This is a genomic window from Candidatus Methylomirabilis limnetica, assembly GCF_003044035.1.
Lineage (GTDB): Bacteria > Methylomirabilota > Methylomirabilia > Methylomirabilales > Methylomirabilaceae > Methylomirabilis > Methylomirabilis limnetica.
In genome coordinates, this window is the sequence record NZ_NVQC01000022.1 from 334,928 (window position 1) to 359,436 (window position 24,509).

Sequence of the window (24,509 nt, forward strand, 5' to 3'; positions counted from 1 at the left end):
CGCCTACAGCTCGCAACGACACTGCGTGTCGGATTGCCGCGCACCCAACGGGCGCTCGCAATGACAGACAAATGGATGGGTTGGACAGTCCATGTCTATTTTTGGGTGCATACAATGCAGTCCCCTATGGGCGGGCCTCACCATCGGTGGCGCGTTGGCGCTCGGCCGTCATGGCATCCCAGTCGATCGGTGGATACGGATTGCCCATCGGGAAGCGGAACCTCCGATACCAGGCCCCTTCAACTCGAATCCACTGCTCCTCGGACTCGGTCCATCGAGGCTGCACGGGTTTGATCAACTGTTGGTGCTTGACGGTGCTCTGTTTCGTCACCAACACAAACGCCATGTCGCCCTCGACCCGTTCATCCAGAATCTCGTAGGCCAGGGTCGGCGTCGCGCCCCGGCCCTGACTGAAGGCCGCAAACGTTACAGCCCGCCGGAAGGCCGGCTCGTGCAACTGATAGGTCGCCAGGAGGTCACCCCGCATCCTTGCTTCCCAGTATTGGATCACCCGCTCTCGCAACGGCTCATTAAGCGCGGGAGCGGCCGGATGCCCAGGATCGCCACCAGGCGCGGGAGCGGCCAGCCGCTGCGGCCCGGCGCATCCAACCAGCAGCAGCGCCAGGAGCAGGCCCGGCAGCCCAACGGTCATCGTTCGTCGTCTCATAGTTGTTCTTGCACCCCTCACCCTCACCCTCTCCCGCCAGGGGAGAGGGGACATGAATGACCTCGCGCTTCGCGCCACGCGCACAAAAACCCCTGGACCCCCCTTTTACAAAGGGGGGGAGGGGGGATTTCACACACTGCAGGCTGGGCGCAGCAAGCAGCGCCCCTACGCCCCATGCACGGCGTATCGCGCCCCTACGCCTGGTTCACGCCTGGCGTCATGCGAATGCCATGATAGGCGTGGCACGAGTCGCCGACCAGGTGGTGGAACAGCCGCGGATTGGTCTTCCTGAACTCGAAGAAATCGGTCCCCTCGATCGCCTTGACCGACTCGTGCAGCGTCCTCGCCCCCTGTTCGATGGTACCCGTCTGTGCCGGGGTAGGAGTCAGGAGACCATGCCCCCTGGCATAGCTGATGATCTCGAAACTGTGGCCGTAGAACTTGAGTCTGGCGTCGTGATAGTAAATCGCGGCGAGCCTCTGCAAAGCCGGATCGGCATCCTTGGGGGGTGCCGCCTGGCGATAAAACCGGTCCATCAGGTACCCATCGGCCTGTAACCGCCAGATGTGCAGATCCAGGTAGTCCCGCAGGCGCGCCCGCGCCTGGTCGCCGCCATGCCCATTCGCCACACACGAGGCCAGGGCGTAGGCCAGGTGCGTGCCACCGCAGGTCAATCCCATGATGGTATCTTTCTCGGTCGGCATGACCCCCTGCGCCTTCGCCTGCCGGAACTGTCGCGTCGTCTCGTCCAGCGTGTCCAGGCCGAACCGAACCACATCAGTGAACCGGATCTGCTGCCCCCAGGCGTTCGTCCAGGTATCCCGGGATGGAACGGTTTGCAGCGAGAAGGCGATCAGCGTCCAGGCCAGATTGTCACGGTCGGCGGTCTTGGGGTCAAACACGAACAACGCCTTGGCGCTGTTCGCCAGGTCGCCGACCGTGTAACGGCGGCCGTCCAGCGTAAAGGGGTGACTCAGCGGGACGCCGACCTCCAGGAGCGTCTTGAGACAGGCGTTGGGATGTCCCTCATGCTCCACCGGCATGTACAGATAGTCCTTGCCGGCCACCCGCTGTGTCTTGAGAAAGCGCGAGCAGAGTAGATCGACGGCGCGCTCGCTATTGACGGTAAAATCCGGTCCCATGGCCCGGACCCCGTGCATCAGCACCCAGGGATCATCCAGAAGCCGCGCGTGCCGGGTGATAAGTGGGGCGAGGATCGCCTGTGTCCCATCCAGAACCTTCGGAACAGACACCAACGGCTGTGCACCGGCCGCCGCCCTCGGCAGGGCCCCGGTCAGCGCAAGCCCTCCGGCCACGATCGATGCGGCCTGCAGGAACTCGCGCCTCGTCATGCACATACACATCGGTGCCCTCTCCTCTCGCCAGCCTCGGCCATTGCACTGCTCGGCTCTTTGTACTGGATCATGCGCAACTTGTCAAGGATTACTCACGGCCCAAGCACAGCGATAGAAGCCTCCCGTAGTTCCCTCTCCTCTTGATGGGCGTAAGCGCTCACTTACAGGTCTGCTATCTCTCCTCCCCCTTTGGGAAAAGGGGGGCCAGGGGGGATTTTTCCACTCAACTGTTCAACAATGGTCCGATAGATCACCTCCATCACCGCATCGCTTTCTTCCAGCACCTCTCTACTGTTCAAGCGAAGTACCCGCAGACCAAGGGAGCGCAGGTACCCATCACGATGTCTGTCTTTCAGCGCGTGATCGGCTTCCATGTGCTGTGAGCCGTCCACTTCCACGACCAGTTTTATCCGTGGCGCGAAGAAATCCACAATGTGCTCACCAATAGGTTTCTGCCGATAGAACTGGATGTCGAGAAGCTGTTTGTTCCGCAAGCGTGACCAAAGCGCCAACTCACTGTCTGTCAGATTCTTCCGTAATTGACGGGCTTTGTCTTTGAGGTGCGGATGATACCTCAACATGGCTCAGCCCATGGTGAAATCCCCCTCAATCCCCCTTTTTCAAAGGGGGAACTATAGTGAATACCCCTCTTTGGAAAAGAGGGGCGAGAGCCTGCCCCGGCATGTATTAAGCCGGGGGGAGATTTTAAACATGCTGTCCACATCCAGTCTTTCACAAATATTATTGTAACTACTCAGGTAGCTAGGCTGAAGGCTGAAGGCTTTTAGGGGTAAGTCATGCGTGATTATACAAAACTCCGAAAAGATCTTGAATGGCTCGATTCGTGCCTTGCGAGATAATTTAGAACCTTCAGTCTTCAGCCTTCAGTCTAAACGCCTTGTAGTTACATCTTATTTTGGATCAGTATGATAGCGGGTAGTCATTTTCTATCTCTGTTTTTGAGCACGGAGATCTCCTGACGGGTCGACAGGCGGCGGAGGTTGTCTTTCGCCTCCAGAAGGTCCGGCATGAGGCGCAACGCCTCTCGAAACGCCGCCTCGGCCTCGGCCGGTTGGTCGCGGTTGGCCAACAGGACGCCGAGATTGTTGTGGGCGTAGGCGGCCGACCGCGGATGGGTCAGCGCCTGCTGAAACTGCGCCTCGGCCTCAGTTGCCTTGCCCTGCTTCAGGTAGACGGCTCCCAGCCACAGACGCGGAATAGTCTCCCGCGATCGCCCCGCAAGCGCTTTCTCCAGCTCCTCCTCGGCTCGGACCAGATCGCCCCGATCCATGAGCAGTTTGCCCAGGTTACCACGAGCCACCGTAAGGTCCGGCTGGATCGCCACGGCCGCCGCAAGCTGCTCCTCCGCTTGATTGAACTGACCTCGGCGTAGGTAGGCCGCCCCCAGGTTGTTCCGCGCCCTGGCCGACTCAGGGGCCGTCTGCACCGTCTTGCTCCACAGGGTCAGTTCGTCTTTCCAGTCGGCGTTGCGAACCACCGTACGGACAGCAAGGAGGCTGAGCACCAGGATGCAGGCGGTCGCAATAGCCGCGGATGGCCTGGGCCGGCTTAGTACCGGCTCGAGCAACCCCGCGACCAGCAACGCGAAGCCTACGGAAGGGACATACAGGAAGTGCTCGGCCATCAGGTCATGGTGGGGGATAATCTGGGAGACGGGTAGTAAGGCGATCAGAAACCAGAGGCCGCCGAATGCCACCGGCGGCCGTTGGAGCAGCAAGCGGTACCAGGCTACCCCCAGCCCTCCCCAGATCGCCACCGCCAACCAGGCGGTCGGGTCGGCCCAGGAGGTGGTTATGGAAAAGGCGTTATACGAGTAGTCGGCATTCAGCGTCATGGGGAACAGCAGAAGGGCGAGGTAGCGCAGGAAGACGCGCGCCATCGTCAACAGTGTCATCTCGAGACTGCCGCCATGCCACGCCCGCTGCGAGGTCCCCCGCACAAGGAACAGGACGTAGAAGGCCAGGGCGCCGGTCAGGACGCCGGCCGGAAGGTAAAACCATCGTCCCTCCCGGACCGCAGTAGACGCCGCCGACCAGATGGCTCGAATTCCTGAGACCTCGCCATCCGGCCCCGACCGCTTGATGCGGCTTACGACATCATAGCCGAGGCACAGCAGCGGCAGGATGATTCCGCTCTCTTTGGTGAAGAAGGCCAGAGGGCATAGCAGGATCGTCAGGACAAGATCCCGCACCCGACGAGACTGTCGATAACGCAGAAAACTGTAGAAACCGATCAGGACGAACAGGCCGGACAGGACATCCCGGCGTCCGGACAGATAGGTTACCGACTCGGTCTGAATCGGGTGGACCGCGAACAGCAGTGCGGCAAGGAGGGCCGGAAGCGGCGAGGCGAACAGGGTCCGGGCGATCAGGTAGACGCAGATTGCCGACAGACCATGCAGTGCCGTGTTGGTGAGGTGGTACCCCCACGGATCAAGGCCGGAGATGGCGTAATCCATGGCGTAGGAGGCGCTTCTAACGGGACGATAGGCCGACCGACCGCCCAGCAGCGCTTCGAGTTGCTGAAACGGTCCACTCCCTGGGCGGTGCAGTTCGACAATCGTTTCGAGATCATCGAACAGGAATTCGTTGTCGAAGCTGTTGGAGTAGACCACGCCGACCGCCACAAGCAGGATCAGCAGGGCGATCGACTGACGGCCGAGCCAGCCTTCAGCCGACGGCGGCTTCAGCCCAGTCCACTTACCCACTATCCCTCCCCGGCGGCGGTCAGTCGAGCGGAAGGCGACTCGGCGACCAGCTCTTCCCACCATCGGTAGATCGGCTCAGCGCAATCGGCTGATGCACCCGCACGCCATGATCCCAGGCCGCAAGGACAAGGTCGTTCTTGCCCGCACCAACTAACAGGTCCCTGCTTGTCGTCTGCCCGACCGTCGGCCCGCTCATGATGGCGGCCTGATCAGCCCAACGCTGCCCGTGATCCTCGGATCGATTCATCAGGACGAACCAACCGTACTTGGGACCAAAGGCATGCTCCTGCCAGACAAGCCAGAGGCGGCCGCCACCGTCATGCGCCAGCACAGCACCTTCAGGTCGGCCCTTCACCAGGCTCGTCCGTCCAAGCTCAGTAGGCGCTGCCCATGTGGCCCCGGAATCGGTGGAATGGAACACTACCAGACGCCGAGTGGAAGTCCCCTCCGCCTCTATGAAGGCGATATATACATGCCCGCGCCCGTCGCAGACAATCTGAGCGGCAGCATTCTTGCGCCGTTGCAGCGACATGGGACTGGGCTGACTCAGGCGGATCGGCTGGCTCAACCAGGTCCGGCCGCCATCGAGAGAGCGGCTGAAGTAGATCATCCGGTCTACGAACCATTCAGGTCGGCGTCGGCCCTGCAATCTGACAATTCGTTGCTCCGCCTGCTCCCAGATCAGATAGACCTGCCCGTCGGGCGCCGCGGCGATTCGCGGCGCATGGGAACCCCGAGAATCCACGCCAGGCCGGCTGACGAGGATCGGCTCGGACCAGGCCCGGCCATGGTCCTCCGACCGGCTCAGATAAATGCCGGCCTGTCGCCTCGGGCCCTTCGTGCCCTCTTCCCATACCGCATATAAATGGCCTTTGTCACCGGCGGCTAAGCTCGGATTGGTTATTCCTCTGTCTGACATCGATAGGGCCGGCTGGATCCGCGCCGGATTCGGCGCGAATGTCCCGCCGGAATCCATGGAGGTGGCCACATCCAAAACCCGGCGAGACTCGTCCCCACCCAGCCAGGCCACGTACAGGGCGCCATCCGGACCGGCCTGCAGGTAAGGAGGGCCAAGATGGTCCCCAGCGGCCAGTTCACGAGGCGCCCCATCCCAGTGTCTCCCGCCATCCAGAGACCTGGCCACCAGGATGCGCGTGTCGGTCTTACCGGCGTTCCGTTCCCGCCAAGCCAGATACACCTGTCCCGTGGGGCCCGTGGCCAGCTTGATCCCCTCGGCGAACATGCCCTGTGCCGGTTTCCGGGACCACAACGGACCCGACCAGGTAGCGCCGCCATCCTCGGAACGCGAGAATCTGGTCTCCCAGTCCTTGCCCTCCTCGCCCGTCATCCAGACCAGGTATGCCTCGCCATGCACCCCCATGGCCATCTGGAGCGCCACCTGCTGAAATTTCGTAGGCGACTCCTCCGACGCCGTGAATTTCACGCCGGTGGGGGACGCCAACTCAGGGCCCGACGACAGCATGGCACACCCGGTGGTAACAGCCAGCACGAGCAGGAGCGCCGGTAGGCGAAATCGGCTTCGAGCAGTCACAGTCATTTACAGTCCCTCCATTGATGATCTGACAGGCTACTGCCGCCTGATTATTGATCGAGTGCGTACACGAAAAAGCTCTACACGATCTCACGAAACGACGCCCGCTGTCAATACCAATGGTCGGCCCAGGCATAGACTCTTGACAGCGCAACCCGTTCATTTTCGTTGAGGGTCGATACCCCGCGGCTTGCCGCGAGTTCGTCATACCGGCGGAAGCCGGTATCCAAGGGCCCGACTGGATTCCCCCGTATCCAGTACGGGGCAGGCGTGTCAAGCACGGAATGACGGGCCAGAACAGAAGACGATACCCTGCGGCTTGCCGCGGGGAGGCTTCATTGGCCGGTCATGACATCTTCGTAGGGACGGGGTTGATCCCCGCCCATTAATCGGGAGGGGAAATCGGGGGAGAGTGGAGAATCGAATCAAGCAACTCGCGCGCCTCCGCCAGGTCGCCCTTCAGACTCAGCGCCTTCCTCAGGGAGGCCACGGCCCGACCCTGCTGCCCCTGCGCATGATAGACTTCCCCAAGCAGGTTATGAAGCTTCGGATCTGCGCCATTGTACCGGACGGCCTCCTCTAACTCCAGTATCCCCGCTTGCATCTGCCCTTTCTCGAGATAGGCCAATCCCAGGTTTTGCCTGGCATCGGCGTAGCTGGGATCAAGGGCGACCGCCTCTTTGAATGCCTGCTCAGCCTCAGCCGGCCGTTCCTGATTGGCGCGCACCATTCCCAGGTTGTTCAGCGCCCGCGCCCGCTGTGACGGCGACAGTTGCAGCGACGCCAGGGCTGCGAGGAGGTGCGCCTCGGCCTGTTTCACCTGCCCGCGCCTGAGGGAGACGACACCCAGGTTGATCCTGACATCAAGCGGCAGGGTCTTCAGGCGAAGCGCCGTGGTGAGGGCCTGCTCCGCTCCGTCCCAATTCCCCTGCTCAAGCAGCATCACACCCAGGTTATTCCAGGTCGCCGCATCGTCCGGCATAATCCGGAGAGCCTCCCGAAACTCCCGGGCGGCCTCTTGGCGACGTCCTCGGATCATATACAGCCGGCCCAGGTTTCGGCGCGCCCTCGCCGATGCCGGGGCGGTCTGGACCGTCTTGGTCCAGAGTGTCAGGTCATCCTTCCAATCGCGGGTCCGAATGACCGTCCTGAATCCGAGCAGAAGCACCACAAGCGCGAAGACGGCCAAGACAACCCGGCGCTGTCGGACACGCTCAAGCAGCCCTTCCACCAGCATGGCGGCTGCAAGACACAAGCCGATCGACGGCAAGTACAGATAGTGCTCGGCTACGATCTCATGATGGGGGATGATCTGGGCGACGGGCAGCAGTGTCATAAAGACCCAGAGGCCCCCGAATGCCGCCCACCGGTGGGAAGCCAGGAGCTGCCAGATCGCCCACCAGCTCCCGCCCACCACTGCGATTGCCATCAGGACCCGGCCATCCAAGAGGGTACCCGGCACCGGAAAGGCGTTGAAGGAGTAATCCGCGTTCAGGGTAACGGGCCAGAGCAGCAGTGTCAGGTAGTGACCCATGATCGTGACGCTGGTGAGCACTGTCGGCCAGAGTCCGCCGCCCCACAGGTCAAACCGTTGTGTGACGCGGAAGAGCACCACGAAGTAGTAGGCCACCGCGGAAAAGATCGCCCCGATCACCAGATAGAGGCACCTGTGCTCCCGCCAGAGCCGCCGTCCCGCCTCCCTGAGGGCCATCCAGGAACTCCATCCTCCCTCTCCGCCCTCGGGCATGGAGCGGACCAGATCATACCCGAGACAGAGCAACGGGAGGGTGATCGCCATCTCCTTCGAGAGGAGGCCGAGACAGTACGAGATCCCGGTCAGGCACAGGAACCGCACCTTGCCGGTCGCCCGGTATCGGACGAATCCATAGAACCCCATCAGATAGAACAGGGTGAACAGGACATCCCGCCGGCCGGATATGTAGGCGACGGCCTCGGTCTGGACTGGGTGGACGATAAAGAGCAGCGTCGCCAGGAAGGCGGGCCGGGTGATCCCCAGGATGGTCCGCAGCACGGTGAAAACCAGGACCCCGTTCAGGGCATGGTAGAGGATGTTGAACGCCCGGAAACCCGACGGGTTGAGCCCGAACAGGGCATAGTCGATCGCGTACGAGGCGGTGCGAAGCGGGCGATACGAAAGCCATCCGCCGGACCTGAATAACTGCGTGAGCCCCTCGATCGAGCGAAACCGGAGATCGGTCGCGACCAGTGGATGGTCGTCGAAGACAAAGCCGTTGAAAAGTGAACCGGCGTACAGGAGTCCGGCCACCCCCACGATTACCAGACAAACCGCCACCGGGCGGGACCAGAATGAAAGCGGGCGATCAGGCACAGGCGCTAAAAAAAGACCCCCCTGGCCGGACGACCAGGGGGGTGGAGTGTACATAGACGGCTAGGGCACCGTAGTCAGCAGGGACCAGGATCCTGGCGACACGGCCGGCGTTGTGCCAAGGGCCGTGTGTTCCACCGCTATCAAATCGGCTGCGGCAAACGTCACGTTGCTTGAGACGAGGCAGTTATCGACAGTATCAGAAATCGTACAGGTCAGCGTGGTAGCAGCCCCACCATTCCGGACAGTGAACTTACGACTCTGACTAGCACCAGGGCCAACTTTTAGCTTCACCCGCATGACGCTGACGGTGCTCGCAGGTACAGGGACCGAGACGTCAGTCGATGCCACAGTACTATTGCCATTACCTGGACCCATCCAGCGAAGAGCGGTACCAAGGTCGGCTCCACCTGACCCGCCGGTCAGGAGACTCCTGACATTCGGTCCTGCTGGGCCAGTTGCACCTGTGGCGCCCGTGGCACCAGTTGCACCCGTGGCGCCTGTGGCGCCTGTTGAGCCTGTGGCACCTGTGCCACCTGCGGCACCTGTGGCGCCCGTGGCACCAGTTGCACCCGTGGCGCCTGTTGAGCCTGTTGAGCCTGTTGAGCCTGTGGCACCTGTTGAGCCTGTCGGTCCGGCTGGTCCTGTTGGTCCTGTTGCGCCAGTTGGTCCTGTCGGTCCGGCTGGTCCGGCTGGTCCGGCGGCGTCAAGGTTCTCACTCGCCGCTACCCCTGCCATGACAAGACTGCCGCTGAAGGCCCCCACAAAGGGGAAGAGACGCGCCGGGCTGCCCTGTAGCGCCACCTGCCCCTGGATGTTGATCCCCTCTACGGTGCTGGTCGTCAGGTGCCCGGTGCTGTCTACTGAGTAGCTACCGGTGATGTTAAAAGGCGTCGTCGCCCCCCCAACCTCTTTCATGGACCCTACTATCGCCACCGTACCCGGATTGGCGCAGGGACTTCCGGGAGTAAAAGTCAACGTCCCGAGAGCCTGGGTAGGGATTCCGGGCTCCACCATGGTGCTGAAGGAATAGATCCCCGAGAGACTGCAGGAATCGGCTGTCCAGCCGGGTGTAGGCAGGATCAGCACGGCCGCGGTGAGCAGGCCGGCTAGGACCGTACTCTTGGTTCGTGTACGCATAAAGCGCCCCCTTTTCTGTCTACGGTTTACTGGCTCCCTCTTCGCGAAGGAGACACCAACAGAGGATCGTGAAACTACGCTTTGAATTATCAACCAACAACCCTGATAAAAAGAGTACTCAGGTCACCACACTGCCTGAATGTAACAGACTACGAGCAGGAAAAGAAGATCAGGAGAGTCAGTATCACAGTCCATCACTTGGTGTCAAGTAAAATACGGGCCGGCACGTAACCATTCAGTGAGAGGGGGGAAATCATTAAATAAAATGTGGTATGTTTTTATAAAATCCCCCTTAATCCCCCTTTTTCAAAGGGGGAAACGGGTAGTCCCCCTCTTTGGAAAAGAGGGGTTAGAGCCTGCCCCGGCATGTATTAAGCCGGGGGGAGATTTTTCCACCCGTAACTGAATGGTTACGCCGGCACTGTCTTCATTTCGTTCGCGAACCGCTGCCTGGTCATTGCGAGCGACCAACGGGAGCGTGGCAATCCAACCGTTCTGCCTTCCTGGTCTTGAAGAACGGTGAGATTGCTTCGCCTACGGCTCGCAACGACACCGTGTGTCGGATTGCCACGCACCCTACGGGTGCTCGCAATGACGGGAAGAATCGAGCGATTTCGAAGTCTATTGCTGTTCTTGGGCTGGAAATGGCGCTTGAGGGGTCAGGGGCGACCTGTTATACTGCCACCGCAATGAACTATCCGCCGCATCTGTCCGTCATCATCCCCCTCTTGAACGAGGCCGACGGTCTGCCGGAACTCTACCGGGAGCTCCAGGAGGCCCTCCGCCCATGGGCCAATCGCCATGAGCTGATCTTTGTGGATGACGGCAGCACGGACGGCTCATTTGCCGCGCTCGAAAAGCTCCACGCAGAAGACCCACGGGTGGTCGTCCTTCGCTTTCGCCGGAATCAGGGAAAGGCGAGCGCGTTGATGGCGGGGTTTCGCCGGGCGAGAGGAGAAATCCTGGTTACGCTCGACGCCGACCTGCAGGATGATCCGCGGGAAATCCCGCGATTTCTCGACAAGCTGGACGAGGGGTTCGATCTGGTGTCGGGATGGAAAGTCAAACGCCAGGACCCCATCATCAGGCGGGTGCTCTCGCGGGTCTTCAACAGCGTCACGTCGCTGTTCACGGGACTCACGCTCCACGATTTTAATTGCGGCTTCAAATGCTATCGGAGGGGTGTGATCCAGGAGATCAGGCTCCACGGGGAGCTGCACCGGTTCATTCCGGCGTTGGCGAGTTGGCGGGGTTTCAGGATAGCGGAGATCGAGGTCGCACACCGGCCGCGGAAATACGGCCAGTCAAAATACGGCTCCGAACGGATCCCTCGCGGCTTCTTCGACCTGCTGACCGTCTTGATTCTGACCCGCTACCATCTGAGGCCACTTCACCTTTTCGGGGCCTTAGGAGCCCTGCTCAGTCTGGCAGGTTCCATCGGTCTAGCGTATCTGGTTTTCGGCTGGTTCTTCGGACAATGGATCGGTGACCGCCCCCTCCTCAGCCTCAGCATTCTGACGATGATCATCGGCCTACAGTTCATCTTTTTCGGACTCCTGGCCGAGATCATCGTCTACTCCAGCAGGCAAACCGACATCCCCCCGCTTGCCGCTGTCCTCGACCAGGACGACTCTCGCAAGGACATCGATTAAGAAAATCTCCCCCTACCCCTCTTTTCCAAAGAGGGGTACATCCTCCCTTTGGCAAAGGGAGGTCAGGAGGGATTCGTCGATTTCACGGTGCGCGATGCGTCTTGCGCCTCCCGCTCGTTTTTCCTCTCCATCCGGGAGTGCTCCCCTCGTCAGCGGCACGCACCTCCTCTGGAATTCCACCGAAAAACCAATACAGGGCCATCCAGATCAACACCGGTAAAAGCTGACTCGCCATCGACAGGTAGAAGTTCGTCCCCCAGACAGAGAGGCGACCGGCAACGCTCTGAAAGGCTTCAAGTTCAGGCTGCTGAAAGAATTTCATGCCGATCACAAGGTACAGTATGTGTGTCAAAAACAGAACACCCAACGCGATCGTCAGACTTACACACCGGCGCCTCCAAGCAACGTGCCGCTGGGCCAATACAAGGCCAGTCATGAGAACGAGATTGAAGTGAGTCAAATAGCCTGTGAATCCCTGGATCTTCATCCCTTCCGTAAAAGGGCGATCCGAGCGCATAATTAAAATATTGCCCTTCCAACCCACGAGGCTATGAACACGAGGGGCCTCTGTGACGGCAAGCAGGACATTGGCGCCGGAGGCGAGAAGGCGGTTGTAGCCGGGGGTGATGACGAACCACAGGGGGAGGATGAGGCAGAAGACCAGGAGAAACCGGCCGGCAAACGCCAGCAGCGCTTTAGTGTCGGGGAGCACCGACAAACCGCTCCGTCCAGTAGATCCAGGCCAGAAGGGCGGCAAAGATGATCAACGATTGCCAAATCAGTAGATGGGCAGTCTCGAAGAATGACGGAAAATAGCGGCCGATATACATGAGACTGACCACTCTAATGAGGTTTAAAGAGAGGATCACTGATGCCCCCAGCAGAACCCCCTTGAGTTTCTCTGTCGCCCGACTTGGATAGGCCAGGACTGCTGACACGTAGATCGCCACGACAAAGATGCCGGTGCACACATCGTCGATCCGAGCCGCAAACCCCTCAACCTGGAGGATAGTTCCCGAAGTCGTGGCCTTGAGGGACAGGAGGTTCAGGACGAACCCGCTGACTGCGGCAAACGCCAGCGCCAGCGGCTGCCCGACAAGCTCCCGCATGATGCTTGTTCGTAGGAGCGTGTAAAACACGATGATGCACACCAGGAAGGTGATACATGCCCTGACCACTGGCTTATTTAGACTAAGTCGTTGCTCCATCGATTCCCTTTTGCACCTTCAAGGAGTGAGGAAAAGAAAGAGTGCGGTTAGCATTCTACATACAACAGCACTACACCCATTGTCACTACCTACACATACCATCCGACCCAGGCATACTCATCAGACCGCATGCGGCGGCTCAAGTGATCGCTGACCGAGTCGCCGGACGCGCCGCCGCGTGGGCAGCAAAACAGCGGTCAATATCAGCTCACTGCGGTCAGCTTGCACACATTGAAGTTGTCTGGATCAGAGGTGAGGGTGCGCCCCCAAACCTTTTCACTCTTGCCTGCTTCTACCGGATCACGGGATGGTTACCCGGTACACGGTCAAGCTGATTTGTGCAATACTGCCTGCAACACCAGCGAAGGTCCCATCGCCACCAAGAATAATGCCGCGCGCCGTATTCGGAGAGTCAGCAAAGTTCCGGACTATCTTGTAATAGACATTCCCTCCCGGCAGGACCGCAGCCCCATCGGTGTAGTTGAATGTTCCGGCGGACCCATTATAGCGCGGGATGGTCTCAAAATAACTCCCAAACGTTGCTGTGCCGTCAGCAGATTTAATCAAGCCTCCTGAATACGCCACATCGAACCCTGCAGCGGACGGATTCAGGCCGCTAATGGCGCCATCGCTCTGCACGAATTGCACATCAACAATAGTGGCAGCCTTGACGAGACTGGGCAGCAAGATCAGAACAAAGGCAAGCGCCACACAGCCTCCCCATGATCGCCCCGATCCTCGCCTATGGCGAGTCGTGCTGAGACTCACATGATGCCAGGACAAAATAGCCTCGATGGTTCTTCGCATGGCCTCCCCCCCCTTTTTGATGGGTGCGAGCGGAGTCGATCCGTTCGCCCTCCTGTTCGCTTACCACGCAACGCCCCAGCACACCACTTCTTCTGTAGTCCCTCGGTGCGATAGTTTCTCTTTCACCAGAACTGTCGTTTATTCCAACACGCCATACAGCGGTTGTCAATCTCAATTGTTCACCCCAGTATCAGTATAGATTGGGATGCGTCATCGCGAGACACCCATCCCACATTCTCCCGCAAAGAGGGAATGGAGCATGTTGCCAATAGGACGGGCATGGGGAGGGTCGTGAGATCAACCGATTCCCCGTCCGGGTTGTTTTGGTGAGGATTGCACCTCACTGAATCCATTCACCGTAGGGGTGTTGCGCGTTGCGGGGGTTCGGTGGCGAGCCTTTGTCGGATACGCCAAAGGTCCACCAACATCTGCACGGGGTGACGCAGCAGGCTCACCTGACTGCTCGGATCATTGATCCAGCGCACCGGCATCTCACATACGGCATATCCCAACTGCATCGCGATAAGGATAGCCTCGACGTCGAAGGCAAAGCCGTCGATACGCGCGTATTGGAAGACCGCGTGCGCCGCCTCGCGCCGAAACAGCTTGAAACCGCACTGCGTATCCCGAAAAGGGATCGAGAGGTAGACCCGCAGGAGGCGATTGAACAGCTTCCCCATCAATTCCCGCAGGCGAGTCTGACGCACCAGTATCTGCGATCCTACCAGCGCGCGTGAACCGATCACAAGATCGCTACCCTCCGAAAGGAGCTTCAAGGCTCCATCTACCTCCTCAATGGGTGTGGAGAGATCCGCATCCGAGAACAGCACGACCGCTCCCGTGGCCGCCATCATACCGGCCCGAATGGCGGCGCCCTTGCCCCGGTTCTGTGAGAAGCGAATCAGCCTCAACTCCGGCGCGCGCGCCATGAATTGTTCCACGACGGCGACCGTGCTATCGCGCGATCCGTCATCCACTACAATCATCTCGAACCCGCCCGCCCCGTATCGGGACCGCAAATAGCCCCACACCCGCTGGAGCGATGGGCCGATCCGACTCGCCTCATTGTACGTGGGAATCACTACGCTTAATTGAATCGCCTCTTGCCCCATATATGTCCCGTTGAAACGCTCGCGGACGACGCACGCTGAGTTTCAGGCGACCGTCACCAATACTATTGAAATAGTCCAGTCGAAAATCGTACACGCCGGCGTTCAGATGTAGGGCGGCGTTCTTCTCTCGATACGTATGGCTTCCACCATTATCGAGCACGATCGCGCCATCGAGGTACAGAAGACTTCCGTCATCTGAACCAAGGTCGAATCGGTACATCCCGGACTCAACAATGCGCATCCGCCCTTCAAGGCGTAAGGAGAAAGGCGGATCCCAAGGATGCGCCGACAACCCGGGTGTCCGTATCCAATGGGCTTCAACCGATTCCCCTACCCGAATTTCCCGCCCTGCCTCTGTGTTCTCGCCGCTCCAGTTGACGGCGTGATAGTACCGGCTTCTCAGCCCCTCAGGAAAGAACCGGGCAATAGGAAGGGTCTCAAAGCAACTGCCCTGCGGGTTCTGAAGCGCCTCATCACCAACCGGATAGACATCCGCAAGCAGACGTCCCATACGTCCTTCATCTGCATACGAGAGGTGAAACCGGTGGCTACCCTTTTTTAACATCAGTGAGCATTGCATGAGCTGGAAAGGATGCGTGCCACTGTTGTCCAAGAGGGTATGACCGTCCAGCGTGAGTACGGCGCCATCGTATGAGCCGAGTAGAAAGTTGTACGCGCCTTGCCTCATGATGTGGAGGGTACCGGAAAGTTCCAAAGAAAACGGCCCCCTACCCCAAGGTCTCTTGGCCAGATATGCAGTTGCTTCCATCGGATCTTCAACCCAGAGAAGATCGAGCGGGACGCCTCGCCAAGAGAACGGTCTGTTGTGAATGATACCATCCGCGTGCCGTTCGTACTTACTCACGCCGGTCTCGAGGACAAAACCTGGAGAGGGCGAACCCTTTAAAAATCTATTCGCAATCTTGAGCCGCATAAATCTGGATTCTTTTGGGGACTCCAGCCGTATCGTGAATCGTTTGCGAATCTCAGCAAAGATCCTGACCGATTCCAATTCGTAGATCGATTTGTCTGCTACACGCCGGTACATAGGGTGAAAATCCTGAAGGTAATAGACCGTGAATGCCTCTGGAGGCGTCGGACTGCCCGGATGAATGCTGTCCAGGAACGCTTCCAGCGTTGCCAACGGGCGAATTGGAAGGCATGAGTAGCGGCATTGGGTCGAACCAAACACAAAGACGGAGTCCACAAAACGTTTGTGACCGAGGCTTAAGTACAGTCGCTCTAGCGCACCCGCGGGATCAGTGGTGTTCTCGGGGTAGGCAGAGAAGTTATAAACAAGCAGCAGCTTTTCTCCCGCGTTGACTCTTGAGCGGGCCTCCAAATACCAATTTACTTCCGACGCGGGCACGAGATAGTCCGCCTGAGAATAGGTAAAGGGCATCGGGTAGCGCCGCTCATCAACGGGTAGCTTCATGTAATTGACGAGATCTGCCATCTGCCAGATATTACCCAAGCACAGCAACGCAATGAGTACGACCTTCGGCCTCTCCCCAAATCGCGACATCCCGGCGGATTCGCAGAACATGCCGACGACCGCCACGATGCAATAGAACTCAACCAGCAGAAATCGTCTCGGACGCAGCCAATCGGCGCCTTGCATCCCCAGCACAACGACTAACCCGATCTGAAACATGAGGAGGCTCAGGAAGAACCACCGATTGCGTTTGAGAAAGAAGAGGCTAAATAGTCCCAGTACAAACAGGACCGGGCTGTCGAGTAACTGATCATAGAAAAGCGCTTTGGCAAGATTCGCAATACTTGCGCTGATCGCATCAATCGTCACCGAACCGGAATGAACGACGGCTCCTACGTTCCCTCCCGGATATGAGAGGATCGTAGCAAGTTGAACCGTAGCGCCCAGAAGCCATATAATGCGTGTGCGAAGAGGGACATGTCGATGGAGGACAGCCGCCGCGATAAAGACTACAAACAATGATTTGCCGAGTTCGTACAGGTGCCATGACAGTTCGTTGGCAACCAGACACAGAACGAGGCTTAATATCCAGTTGCGGCGAACCCGATTGTCTAAGGTAATCCACAGCGCAAGTGCGTGAGGTAGTAAGCCCGTAACATATGGATAGCCCGCAACAGAGAAGGAAAGCAGAGCCGGCGACGCGCCCCATGCGAGAAGCAGAATCCAGAATTGACGGATTGGAAGACCGATGAGCCGTATAACGAGCCACAGTGTCAGGACGAAGAGGGCGAAGGTAAGCAGGTGCGCCCAATACTCCCATGGCCATAGCGACCCTAGGTAGCCAGGAATCAACGTGTAGAGAAGGCTGTTGGTGTGATTCCAATATTGGAAGTGCCGTGTGGAATGGACTACGGATATGACGGCGTCCCAAAACGATCGAGTAGATACCAGAAACAGCCCATGGGCCGGGCCGAGCACATCCCAACCCGGATAGTAAGGGCCTCGGTACACCACACGCATCCACAACGAAAAGCTAATGCTGAATACGGCGAAGGAGGAGAAGGCGAGAAAGGCTGCGCGGCTTGAAAGCGGCGCGTTCTGCGGGTCACGTGCGTCATCCTTGTTCAGCATACCACATCTCCGATGGTTCTATTTTCCAAGCCGGACATGCATGGTGACAGGAGAGATTCAACGCGGCTGTACGTGCGTAAACAGTCGGGTTGCTTCGCTGCAGTCACCTCCTGGTCGCCTGGCGGCCCTTTATGCACACCTGCAACCACAGTAGAAACAGGCTGCCGAAGCGATAGAGGCCCTCGTGGAGAAGGTTGAACCGGCTCTTTCGCCGATCGTCGCACCAGACCGGCACCTCAACAATGACGGCGCCATCGCGTTGACCCCAAGCGATGAGTTGCAGGATATAGGCGCTCTGGTCGGCCAAATACGGGAGATATGGCCGTATGGAGTCGATCCGAAATGCCTTGGCGCCGATCGAGTAGTCCGTAAACTCGAGGTGAAGCAATCGGCGCGTGCAGGCGATGAATGCCGCGCTCGCCATGTGTCGGATCCGCGAGCGCTGCTGCCCCCCGGTCTGCTTGGAGCCGATGACGATGTCCGCCGTGTCGAGTGTTGCCGCTGCGGCCGTGATGAAGTCGAGATCGATGGTGAGGTCGAGATCGAGACACACCACCCGGTCATACTGCGCGCGCGTAATCCCGGCCTTGAATGCGCGGCCCACCCCGCGCTGCGGTAATTCAATCACTGTGAGGTCCGTACACCCCACCGCACATGCCCTGGCGATCTCGACGGTCCGGTCGGTCGAGCCATTGCTTATCAGGAGCAGTTCATACGCCGTAATCTCTCGGTCCTTCAGGCAGCGCCTGAGGCGGTCGACGTTGGCGGCAAGAATGGCTTCTTCGTTATACGCCGGGAGGATGAATGTCAGTGGAGCTCGGCGTTGGTGAGCATCACGCGAGTCTTGGGGCATGGCGGGGGCCTAGGAGAAGGCCGGTCGCACGTAGTCCCAGAACAGTGCGGCCTGTCGGCGCCAAAGGTGAAGGTCTACCCGGCGAATCCTGGACCAGAGCACCGCCGGTCGCAGGTAGAACTCGCGGAAGGCCCGGTCGGCGACGGCCTGAAGGAGACGGGGATCGTGCTCCTTGCTCAGCACGTCGGGGAACAGTTCCGAGGCGCCGCTCATCTCGTACAGCGTCGTGCCCAGGTAGGGAGTCACGGCATGAAACGACGCATAGGTTGGGTTCAGTCGCTTGGCAAATGCGATTGTCGCCTCCATATCCTCGGCGGTCTCTCCCGGAAAGCCGAACATGAAGAAACAGACCTGATCGATTCCTGACTGCTTCGTCTCTGCAATTCCCCGTTCGATCTGCTCAAGAGTAATCCGCTTGTTAGTTTCGGCAAGAATTCTGGCTGAACCGCTTTCCACGCCGAAGTGGATGAGCCGACAGCCGGCCCGCTTCATCAATTGCAGAAGCGGCCCGTCCACATAATCGGCCCTGGTCTGGCACGCCCACTCGAAGGATAACTTCGCTGACGCCAGTCGTTCACAGAGATCCCAGACGTCGTCGCGGACCGCAGTAAACTCGAGATCGATGAAGTAGCCTGTCTCGGCTCCTGCCTCTCGAACCAGATACGTCACCTCACGGATAACCTGCTCAGGATCTTTCTTACGGTAGCCTTTGCCGTACATCTTGAGGAGGCAGAAAGAACATCGATAGTGACAACCGCGCGTCGCTTCAAGTAGGGCAAACCTGCCGCCGAGGACTTCGTAACGGTAGTTGCGGAGGTCGAGGAGATGAAAAGCGGGCAGTGGCAGGGTTGTCAGATCTATGGGGTTTCCTTCCGGGGTATTGATGAGCGTGCCCCCTTGCAGATAGCTAATACCCGGCACCTCGGAAGGATCTTTGCCATCACAGAGCGCTCGGACCGCCAGTTCAGGCTCACCACGGATCACGGCCCGCGCCCGCGTCATGTTGAGAAGTTCGCCAGGCGCAACGGTCCCATGTGTCCCCATGACGTACAGCTTGTCGGGTTCTACCAGATGTGTAACGGCCAGGAATGGGCTGAGATCAAGGTTGGGGCATTGCCACCGATCAATCGGCGCTGAGGTGATAAACACCAGATCGTGCTGCGTCGCGGCGTCTCGAATCGCATCGAGTGGGGTGGGCGTGGCGCGGGCATCGATGATGCTGGCGCTATGTCCATCCTGTTCCAGCAGTGCCGCGCAGTTCAGCAGGTCAAGGGGAGGCCATGTCCGATTGAACCGGCGTCCTTTTCGGCTTACCAGCCCGTCCCAGCTCGGATTGACCAGCAGGACTTTCAGTCGCCTTCCCGCCATACTGAGATCACCTTATCCCATCATGCTAATAATTTATTCTGAAATCTCCCTTTACCCCTCTTTGCCAAAGAGGGGATTTATTCCTCCCTTTGGAAAAGGGAGGTTAGGCAGTGTAAATAAATAAAGGTATCAACTTCGCTCTGTAGCTTTTGGTCTTATGACGTAGTTCCAGTCGCCATGAAACTTATTACGTTCCACATTGATGCGCTTCATCTCTTCATCGCTAACCTTGCGTCCGGTTGGATATTTCCGGCGATCCAATCTACACGTCACTTTCAGCCCCTTCGCCGTGGTCGTCCTGGCGATGAGATTGACGATCGTTTCGTAATCCCGCAACGGTTCACCACGCCAATTTGACGTGATAAAGGAAAACAGCCGGTGTTCGATCTTGTTCCATTTGCTGGTGCCGGGAGGAAAATGACAGACGGAAAGGCACATGCCGGTTTGATCAGCAAACTTCTGCAACTCCAACTTCCAAAGCCGCAACCGCGACCCATTGCTCCCCCCGCCGTCGGCAGTGATCAGAAGCGTTGCCGTATCCGGATACAGCCGTCGTCCTTCAAAATGCCACCACCCGCGAATCGAGGCCACGGCAAATTCTCCAGTGTCATGGTCGGTCCCCACATTGACAAAACCGGCGTTGCGTCCGAGGTCGTAAATACCATACGGATAGGCGCGTGGCACTTCTGGGCTGGGGAAGTCGTGACCTTGAACTTTTTTGGGCTGCTTTGCCGGAAGCCATTGCTGACCGGCATTGTTGTAGTTGCCGATGAGTTCCTTCTTTTTTGTGTCCACCGAAATCACAGGAATGCCTTGCGCCAGGCGTCTCTTTACCGCAGCATTGATGTGCCGAAATTGCGCATCGCGGTCGGGGTGGTCTGTGCCCTCCTCGGTCTTCCGATTGCTCTGCAGACTATAGTTCAGATCGTGAAGAATCTGCGCGACCTTTGCATGGCTGACCGGGTGCTTGTTCCTGCCAAGCTGCCTGGCAATCGCCCGCGTGCTTTTACAAATCCATCGCAGGGGGGACTGTGGATCGCCTCGCGTTTGGCCATCAATCATCTCTTCCAATGCATCCAACAGACGTGGGTCGGAAACGGTGATGGACTTGCGCCCTGCTCCGGGACAACGGATGCGACCTTCCGATGGCACTATCCCTTCTTGAATTTCGCGGACTCCTTTGGCGATGGCCCGTCGCGACAATCCACACGCGCGATGCACCACAGAGATTCCACCAAAGCCCAAACTCACGGCTTCATTAGCAGCCATGATGCGGCGCGTGCGCTCGTCCAAAAGCGGCCACACAGAACGAAACTTCCGTCTCAACTCGGGCAGGGTGTTCATGCTCAAGAAGCATACCACCACAACTCATAGATTGATACCTTTATTTATTTACACTGCCTTAGGAGGGATTTTCTAAGGAACTGTATCTTTTCCTCGAAAGAAATACAAGCGTTTCAGCGAGGAGCAACGCGATTCCGGCCGCTGTGGCAACCCGTCCAACATAATCAGGCCAGCGATTGCCGAAGACGAGCCGGACCTGCTTGGCCGTGGGATAGACCAGCATGAATGATGGTGACACCAGATAGATCCGATCGGCGCCCTCAACGCGCCATTTCGGGTGATACGAGACCTTGATCAGGTGCGGGCGACCAGGGCACTCGGTCTCAAACCGAACCTCCTCATTGCCCAAGGCGTCTTTCACGTGGCATTCGGGCGAAAGGACCTGTTTAACGGGCTCCTCCATTAAGTCACGAAACGGCACGACTCCCGGCGGTACCGGATCGCCGGGTCGTGGGAAAAGGAGCGGTACCTCCAGCCATTCCGGTTTTTGGAACCAGTCATAAGCGAGTCGTTTCCAGTCGCCATCGGTCACGAGGGCAGGCTGGTATCGAAGCGGTACAACATACTGGCCGTTGCCTTGACGGACCTGGAAGATCTTGTAGGGTCCGATTTCCCCCTCCTCGCGGTACCCAGGATTCGACCCCAGGGCAGCCTTCACCCTATCCGTGACGGCAATCACCTCTTTGACGTTGAACAGCTCCAAATGGGCGAGTGCCCGCTCCGGGTCGAATGGCGAACATTTGTAGGGAACGAAGGGACAAGAAGGAGTGTCCGTTAGTTCAGACTGGATGTAGAACACGAACGGGGAGGTCGGAGAGGACTGCATGTAGGCCCCTTCGAGCGTTGGGCGGCCCGATATAAGGGGGAGAGCCTCAAAAGCCCTGATCGTACCGGCCTTATCATGGAGAACCGAATGTTGGTACACGACTCTGGGACTGTGGGGGCCGCCTGGTAGCGCAATAGAATTCACGACAATAAAGTATCGCCACCACGGTGTCTGCTCCATTCCGGAAAAATTCCACTGGATCCATTTGGGGATAAACGACACCTGAGGCATGACCCAGGCGATAGTCATCACGGCGATGACGACAGGCGCCGCTCGCCAGAGTGAACGCGGTAGCCGCATCAGAAGTCCACCGAGACCGGCTGCGGCCAAGAGGACGAGAAAAAACTGCGCAAAGGCCAGGAACCTGACATCTACAAGGTTCAGCCAGGGTGAAACAAAATACAGGGTGACCGATAGCACCACAGGGTAGGTCAGGTAGTAGATCATCCGAAGCCATCCCTTGTCGCTAAATTTCCCCCGCAGTGTCAAGGCTACTGTGACCGCCGCAATGACGATGATGGGCCATAGCACGACCGGAACGATCTCCAGGATAGATGTAAACTCCCAGGTAATGGAGAACCCGGTAGTGTAAGGAAGGTACCAGACGAGCGGAATCAACCAGAATCCCAGCAGCAGCCCGCCCACAGCATACACCCGCACCAGGTACAGGAGCGTCATCCGGAACTCCGAGGTCACAGCAAGGAAGTACAGCCCCATACCCGCCGCCATCACCATCCCGTATCCGTGCGCTAATCCGGTAAGGGCGAAGAGTACGGCACACCAGCCTGCGTACCGCCGCTCAAGGACGCCTCGGTACAGTGCACCCATGAATAATACGAGGAGCGTAAGTGAGAGGCTGTGAGAAAACTCGCCGGCCAGCGTGCTCGGAATGTTTCCACCCCACATGCTGTTGCCTGCGTTCAGCAGGAATGGAAGGGTCAGAACGGCGCCAAGCGCAGGAATGGGGAACGGACATCCGATCCAGCGGAGCGCAACGAGGGAGGCGATCGGGAGCCCGAAGGTTCCGGCGATAGTCCCCAGCTTAAATGCAATAGGGAATGAGACGACAAGACTGAACCCGGCGATCAGCAGGAAGGCAAGGGGAAAATAGAAAAGGAAGAGGGGATAGCCGGCGAGGTTGCCCGGCATCCAGCCAATAAGCTTTCCATTAGGCAAGAGGTAATCCCGCAGATATCTTGCCGCGACATAGTGTGCGATGGTGTCGCCACCGCCAGTGATAGTCGGCTTGAAAAGGAGGGAGGGTTTAAGGTACCAGAGAAGGAGTCCGTAGGTCAGCAGGAGGGCCAAGAGCGTGCTCACTCTCTCAACCCATCCGGGATATCTTCCCGTTGGAACTGCGTCGGGTTCGGCGGAGGCTGTACGTACAGATTCGCGAACGTCCAGCATGACCGCTCCAAAAAGCAAGAACGGGGCTTAACGCCCCGTTCTTGCGATTATCACGTAACCTGCGTATTCAGTTGTCGATTACTGCAGGTGATTTCTTCGAGCTCTCACCATCCAAGCCATCGCACCCAGGAACGCCGCTCCCAACACCATCATTCCCCAGTTACCGACCGTCGGGACCACCGGAATCGTCGTCGTGGTGGTCGTCGTGGTCGTCGTGGTCGTCGTGGTGGTGGTTACCGTAACGCTGGTGGTATCAGAATCGCCTGTGGCGTTATCAACAAGGCTGCCAGCTGCGACGTCGAAGCCCGCGCCGCCGCCGGATACGTTCAGCGTCCCTGCGGTGTTCGGGGTGATGAACGAATTCCCATTATAGACAAAGAGGATGCCCTGGTTCAGACTCAAGCTGATCCCGTCGACAGGCTGTGCGGCAGCATCAGCAATCGAACACGTGGCGGTTCCCCCAAACCCATACACGCTGTCGCCACAATTCACGTTGTTCGTGATGCTGGCGACAGGGGCGAGCGCGCTGATCAGTGTCAGGCCGGCATCACCGAATCCAGCCACCGTGGTGGCGCCAGAGGCCCATGACCCGGCACCAGTGGCAGAGAAGGTCACGGCGGGCGTGCAGGCGGCCAGCGACAGGGTCCCGGTCCGCTTCCCCTGAGCCAGAGCGGTAAGAGGGGTCGCCGGTACCTTGGCAATCAGGGTAGTCCCGCTGCTGACGGTTTGAACCACCGTCGCCGCAGAATTGAAGGCGATAGACATTGAGACGTTGGTCAGACGGTCATGATCGGTCCCAGCCGGCTGTGCATCCGAACAGAGGTACTGATAGACGGTTCCATCGCTGGCAATGTCGATGCGCTGCTGCACCCGTGCATCGACACTCATCGGGGCGATAACCGTTCCCGCAAGGATCGCGGGGGCCAGCAGAGACAGAGCCAACTTCTTGCTGAAAGCAACTCTTGCTCTAGAACTCATCCTTGCTCCTCCTTGCCCCCAACCTACAGGGCATAGCCTTCAACGTTGAGTACCACTAAGACCACGAACCTAACATATAATCGAATGCATCATCAAGCGGCGCAGAAGCTGTACCGAAATTCTCCGATCTCTCGCCTCCCTTCGCCCCCAACACATGGAGTACTATTGCCGTGCAACGCAAGTAGATCAATCCTGGAGCCTAAACCCGCTGCCTTGATACCATGCCTCCTTTTCGCCTGTCAAGTTTTTTATTTCTCTGCGAAAGCTCTGGTATTCTGTCAGGGATGAACTACCCCGCAGCAAGCTGCGAGGTATCGTCTTATGTTCTGGCCCGTCATTCCGTGCTTGACACGCCTGCCCCGTACTTGATACGGGGGAATCCAGTCGGGCCCTCTGGATACCGGCTTCCGCCGGTATGACGAACTCGCGGCAAGCCGCGGGGTATCAACCCTCAACGAAAATGAATAGCCAAGCCGACCGAGAAGCCTGCCGATACGGAGGGGATCCGAGTCTCACGGGAAACCGTGCGCCGACTCCTCCGGGCCGAGAGGCTCGCGTCCCCGAACACGCCCCGCGCGCCCTGACATTTTCATGGATAG

The 24,509-nt window shown here is 58.6% G+C and carries 18 protein-coding genes; 1 reads left to right on the forward strand and 17 read right to left on the reverse strand.

The window, feature by feature from the left end; all coding sequences use genetic code 11:
• Positions 1-124: 124 nt before the first annotated feature.
• The 7 genes from CLG94_RS08980 to CLG94_RS13440 all read right to left on the reverse strand — a co-directional run bounded on the left by CLG94_RS08980 (position 125) and on the right by CLG94_RS13440 (position 9,789).
• A complete protein-coding gene (locus tag CLG94_RS08980; RefSeq protein ID WP_133174680.1) occupies positions 125-667 on the reverse strand; it encodes a hypothetical protein in 543 nt (180 codons plus the stop codon).
• A 194-nt stretch (positions 668-861) separates the two neighbouring features.
• Positions 862-2,025: a hypothetical protein gene (locus CLG94_RS08985; protein ID WP_133174681.1), complete on the reverse strand. Its 1,164-nt coding sequence runs from the start codon at positions 2,023-2,025 to the stop codon at positions 862-864.
• 158 nt (positions 2,026-2,183) lie between these two features.
• Complete coding sequence (locus tag CLG94_RS08990; RefSeq protein ID WP_107562752.1) at positions 2,184-2,603, reverse strand: endonuclease domain-containing protein; 420 nt, start codon at positions 2,601-2,603, stop codon at positions 2,184-2,186.
• Between the two features lie 359 nt (positions 2,604-2,962).
• Positions 2,963-4,750, reverse strand: a complete 1,788-nt coding sequence (locus CLG94_RS08995) for a tetratricopeptide repeat protein (protein ID WP_161954110.1) — start codon at positions 4,748-4,750, stop codon at positions 2,963-2,965.
• A 19-nt stretch (positions 4,751-4,769) separates the two neighbouring features.
• Positions 4,770-6,308 carry a sialidase family protein gene (locus tag CLG94_RS09000; protein WP_107562756.1) on the reverse strand — a complete coding sequence of 513 codons (1,539 nt, stop codon included), beginning with the start codon at positions 6,306-6,308 and terminating at the stop codon, positions 4,770-4,772.
• Between the two features lie 379 nt (positions 6,309-6,687).
• A complete protein-coding gene (locus CLG94_RS09005) occupies positions 6,688-8,616 on the reverse strand; it encodes a tetratricopeptide repeat protein (RefSeq protein WP_161954111.1) in 1,929 nt (642 codons plus the stop codon).
• A gap of 96 nt (positions 8,617-8,712) precedes the next feature.
• Positions 8,713-9,789 carry a hypothetical protein gene (locus CLG94_RS13440; protein WP_193450647.1) on the reverse strand — a complete coding sequence of 359 codons (1,077 nt, stop codon included), beginning with the start codon at positions 9,787-9,789 and terminating at the stop codon, positions 8,713-8,715.
• 644 nt (positions 9,790-10,433) lie between these two features.
• Here CLG94_RS13440 and CLG94_RS09015 point away from each other — a divergent pair.
• Complete coding sequence (locus CLG94_RS09015; RefSeq protein ID WP_239993188.1) at positions 10,434-11,441, forward strand: glycosyltransferase; 1,008 nt, start codon at positions 10,434-10,436, stop codon at positions 11,439-11,441.
• Positions 11,442-11,523: 82 nt separating this feature from the next.
• On the opposite strand, the gene CLG94_RS09020 is transcribed toward CLG94_RS09015, so the two are convergent.
• The 10 genes from CLG94_RS09020 to CLG94_RS09065 form a co-directional block, all read right to left on the reverse strand.
• Entirely contained in the window at positions 11,524-12,153 is a 630-nt protein-coding gene (locus CLG94_RS09020; protein WP_107562761.1) for a hypothetical protein, read from the reverse strand.
• Entirely contained in the window at positions 12,137-12,649 is a 513-nt protein-coding gene (gene xrtH / locus CLG94_RS09025; protein ID WP_107562763.1) for an exosortase H, read from the reverse strand. Before xrtH ends, CLG94_RS09020 begins: the two co-directional genes overlap by 17 nt.
• A gap of 300 nt (positions 12,650-12,949) precedes the next feature.
• A complete protein-coding gene (locus CLG94_RS09030) occupies positions 12,950-13,360 on the reverse strand; it encodes a hypothetical protein (RefSeq protein WP_107562765.1) in 411 nt (136 codons plus the stop codon).
• Between the two features lie 449 nt (positions 13,361-13,809).
• Positions 13,810-14,568 carry a dolichyl-phosphate beta-glucosyltransferase gene (locus tag CLG94_RS09035; RefSeq protein ID WP_107562766.1) on the reverse strand — a complete coding sequence of 253 codons (759 nt, stop codon included), beginning with the start codon at positions 14,566-14,568 and terminating at the stop codon, positions 13,810-13,812.
• Positions 14,519-17,134 (reverse strand): PA14 domain-containing protein, encoded by a 2,616-nt coding sequence (locus tag CLG94_RS09040; protein ID WP_107562768.1) that lies wholly within the window; start codon positions 17,132-17,134, stop codon positions 14,519-14,521. Before CLG94_RS09040 ends, CLG94_RS09035 begins: the two co-directional genes overlap by 50 nt.
• Positions 17,135-17,237: 103 nt before the next feature.
• Positions 17,238-17,987 (reverse strand): glycosyltransferase, encoded by a 750-nt coding sequence (locus CLG94_RS09045; RefSeq protein WP_107562770.1) that lies wholly within the window; start codon positions 17,985-17,987, stop codon positions 17,238-17,240.
• A 9-nt stretch (positions 17,988-17,996) separates the two neighbouring features.
• Positions 17,997-19,355 (reverse strand): B12-binding domain-containing radical SAM protein, encoded by a 1,359-nt coding sequence (locus CLG94_RS09050; RefSeq protein WP_107562772.1) that lies wholly within the window; start codon positions 19,353-19,355, stop codon positions 17,997-17,999.
• Between the two features lie 129 nt (positions 19,356-19,484).
• Positions 19,485-20,699, reverse strand: a complete 1,215-nt coding sequence (locus CLG94_RS09055; RefSeq protein ID WP_107562774.1) for an ISAzo13 family transposase — start codon at positions 20,697-20,699, stop codon at positions 19,485-19,487.
• Positions 20,700-20,757: 58 nt separating this feature from the next.
• Complete coding sequence (locus CLG94_RS09060) at positions 20,758-22,845, reverse strand: DUF8559 domain-containing protein (protein ID WP_161954112.1); 2,088 nt, start codon at positions 22,843-22,845, stop codon at positions 20,758-20,760.
• Between the two features lie 165 nt (positions 22,846-23,010).
• On the reverse strand, positions 23,011-23,910 hold the full coding sequence (locus tag CLG94_RS09065; RefSeq protein WP_107562778.1) for an IPTL-CTERM sorting domain-containing protein: 900 nt from the start codon (positions 23,908-23,910) through the stop codon (positions 23,011-23,013).
• Positions 23,911-24,509 lie beyond the last annotated feature (599 nt).

What these genes read in the sequence shown, in the direction of transcription:
- CLG94_RS08985 (WP_133174681.1), bottom strand. Translation starts at nt 2,025, where the DNA reads ATGTGCATGACGAGGCGCGAGTTCCTGCAGGCCGCATCGATCGTGGCC.
- CLG94_RS08980 (WP_133174680.1), bottom strand. Translation starts at nt 667, where the DNA reads ATGAGACGACGAACGATGACCGTTGGGCTGCCGGGCCTGCTCCTGGCG.
- CLG94_RS09035 (WP_107562766.1), bottom strand. Translation starts at nt 14,568, where the DNA reads ATGGGGCAAGAGGCGATTCAATTAAGCGTAGTGATTCCCACGTACAAT.
- xrtH (WP_107562763.1), bottom strand. Translation starts at nt 12,649, where the DNA reads ATGGAGCAACGACTTAGTCTAAATAAGCCAGTGGTCAGGGCATGTATC.
- CLG94_RS09050 (WP_107562772.1), bottom strand. Translation starts at nt 19,355, where the DNA reads ATGGCGGGAAGGCGACTGAAAGTCCTGCTGGTCAATCCGAGCTGGGAC.
- CLG94_RS09045 (WP_107562770.1), bottom strand. Translation starts at nt 17,987, where the DNA reads ATGCCCCAAGACTCGCGTGATGCTCACCAACGCCGAGCTCCACTGACA.
- CLG94_RS09055 (WP_107562774.1), bottom strand. Translation starts at nt 20,699, where the DNA reads ATGAACACCCTGCCCGAGTTGAGACGGAAGTTTCGTTCTGTGTGGCCG.
- CLG94_RS13440 (WP_193450647.1), bottom strand. Translation starts at nt 9,789, where the DNA reads ATGCGTACACGAACCAAGAGTACGGTCCTAGCCGGCCTGCTCACCGCG.
- CLG94_RS09040 (WP_107562768.1), bottom strand. Translation starts at nt 17,134, where the DNA reads ATGCTGAACAAGGATGACGCACGTGACCCGCAGAACGCGCCGCTTTCA.
- CLG94_RS08990 (WP_107562752.1), bottom strand. Translation starts at nt 2,603, where the DNA reads ATGTTGAGGTATCATCCGCACCTCAAAGACAAAGCCCGTCAATTACGG.
- CLG94_RS09015 (WP_239993188.1), top strand. Translation starts at nt 10,434, where the DNA reads ATGGCGCTTGAGGGGTCAGGGGCGACCTGTTATACTGCCACCGCAATG.
- CLG94_RS09000 (WP_107562756.1), bottom strand. Translation starts at nt 6,308, where the DNA reads ATGACTGTGACTGCTCGAAGCCGATTTCGCCTACCGGCGCTCCTGCTC.
- CLG94_RS09065 (WP_107562778.1), bottom strand. Translation starts at nt 23,910, where the DNA reads ATGAGTTCTAGAGCAAGAGTTGCTTTCAGCAAGAAGTTGGCTCTGTCT.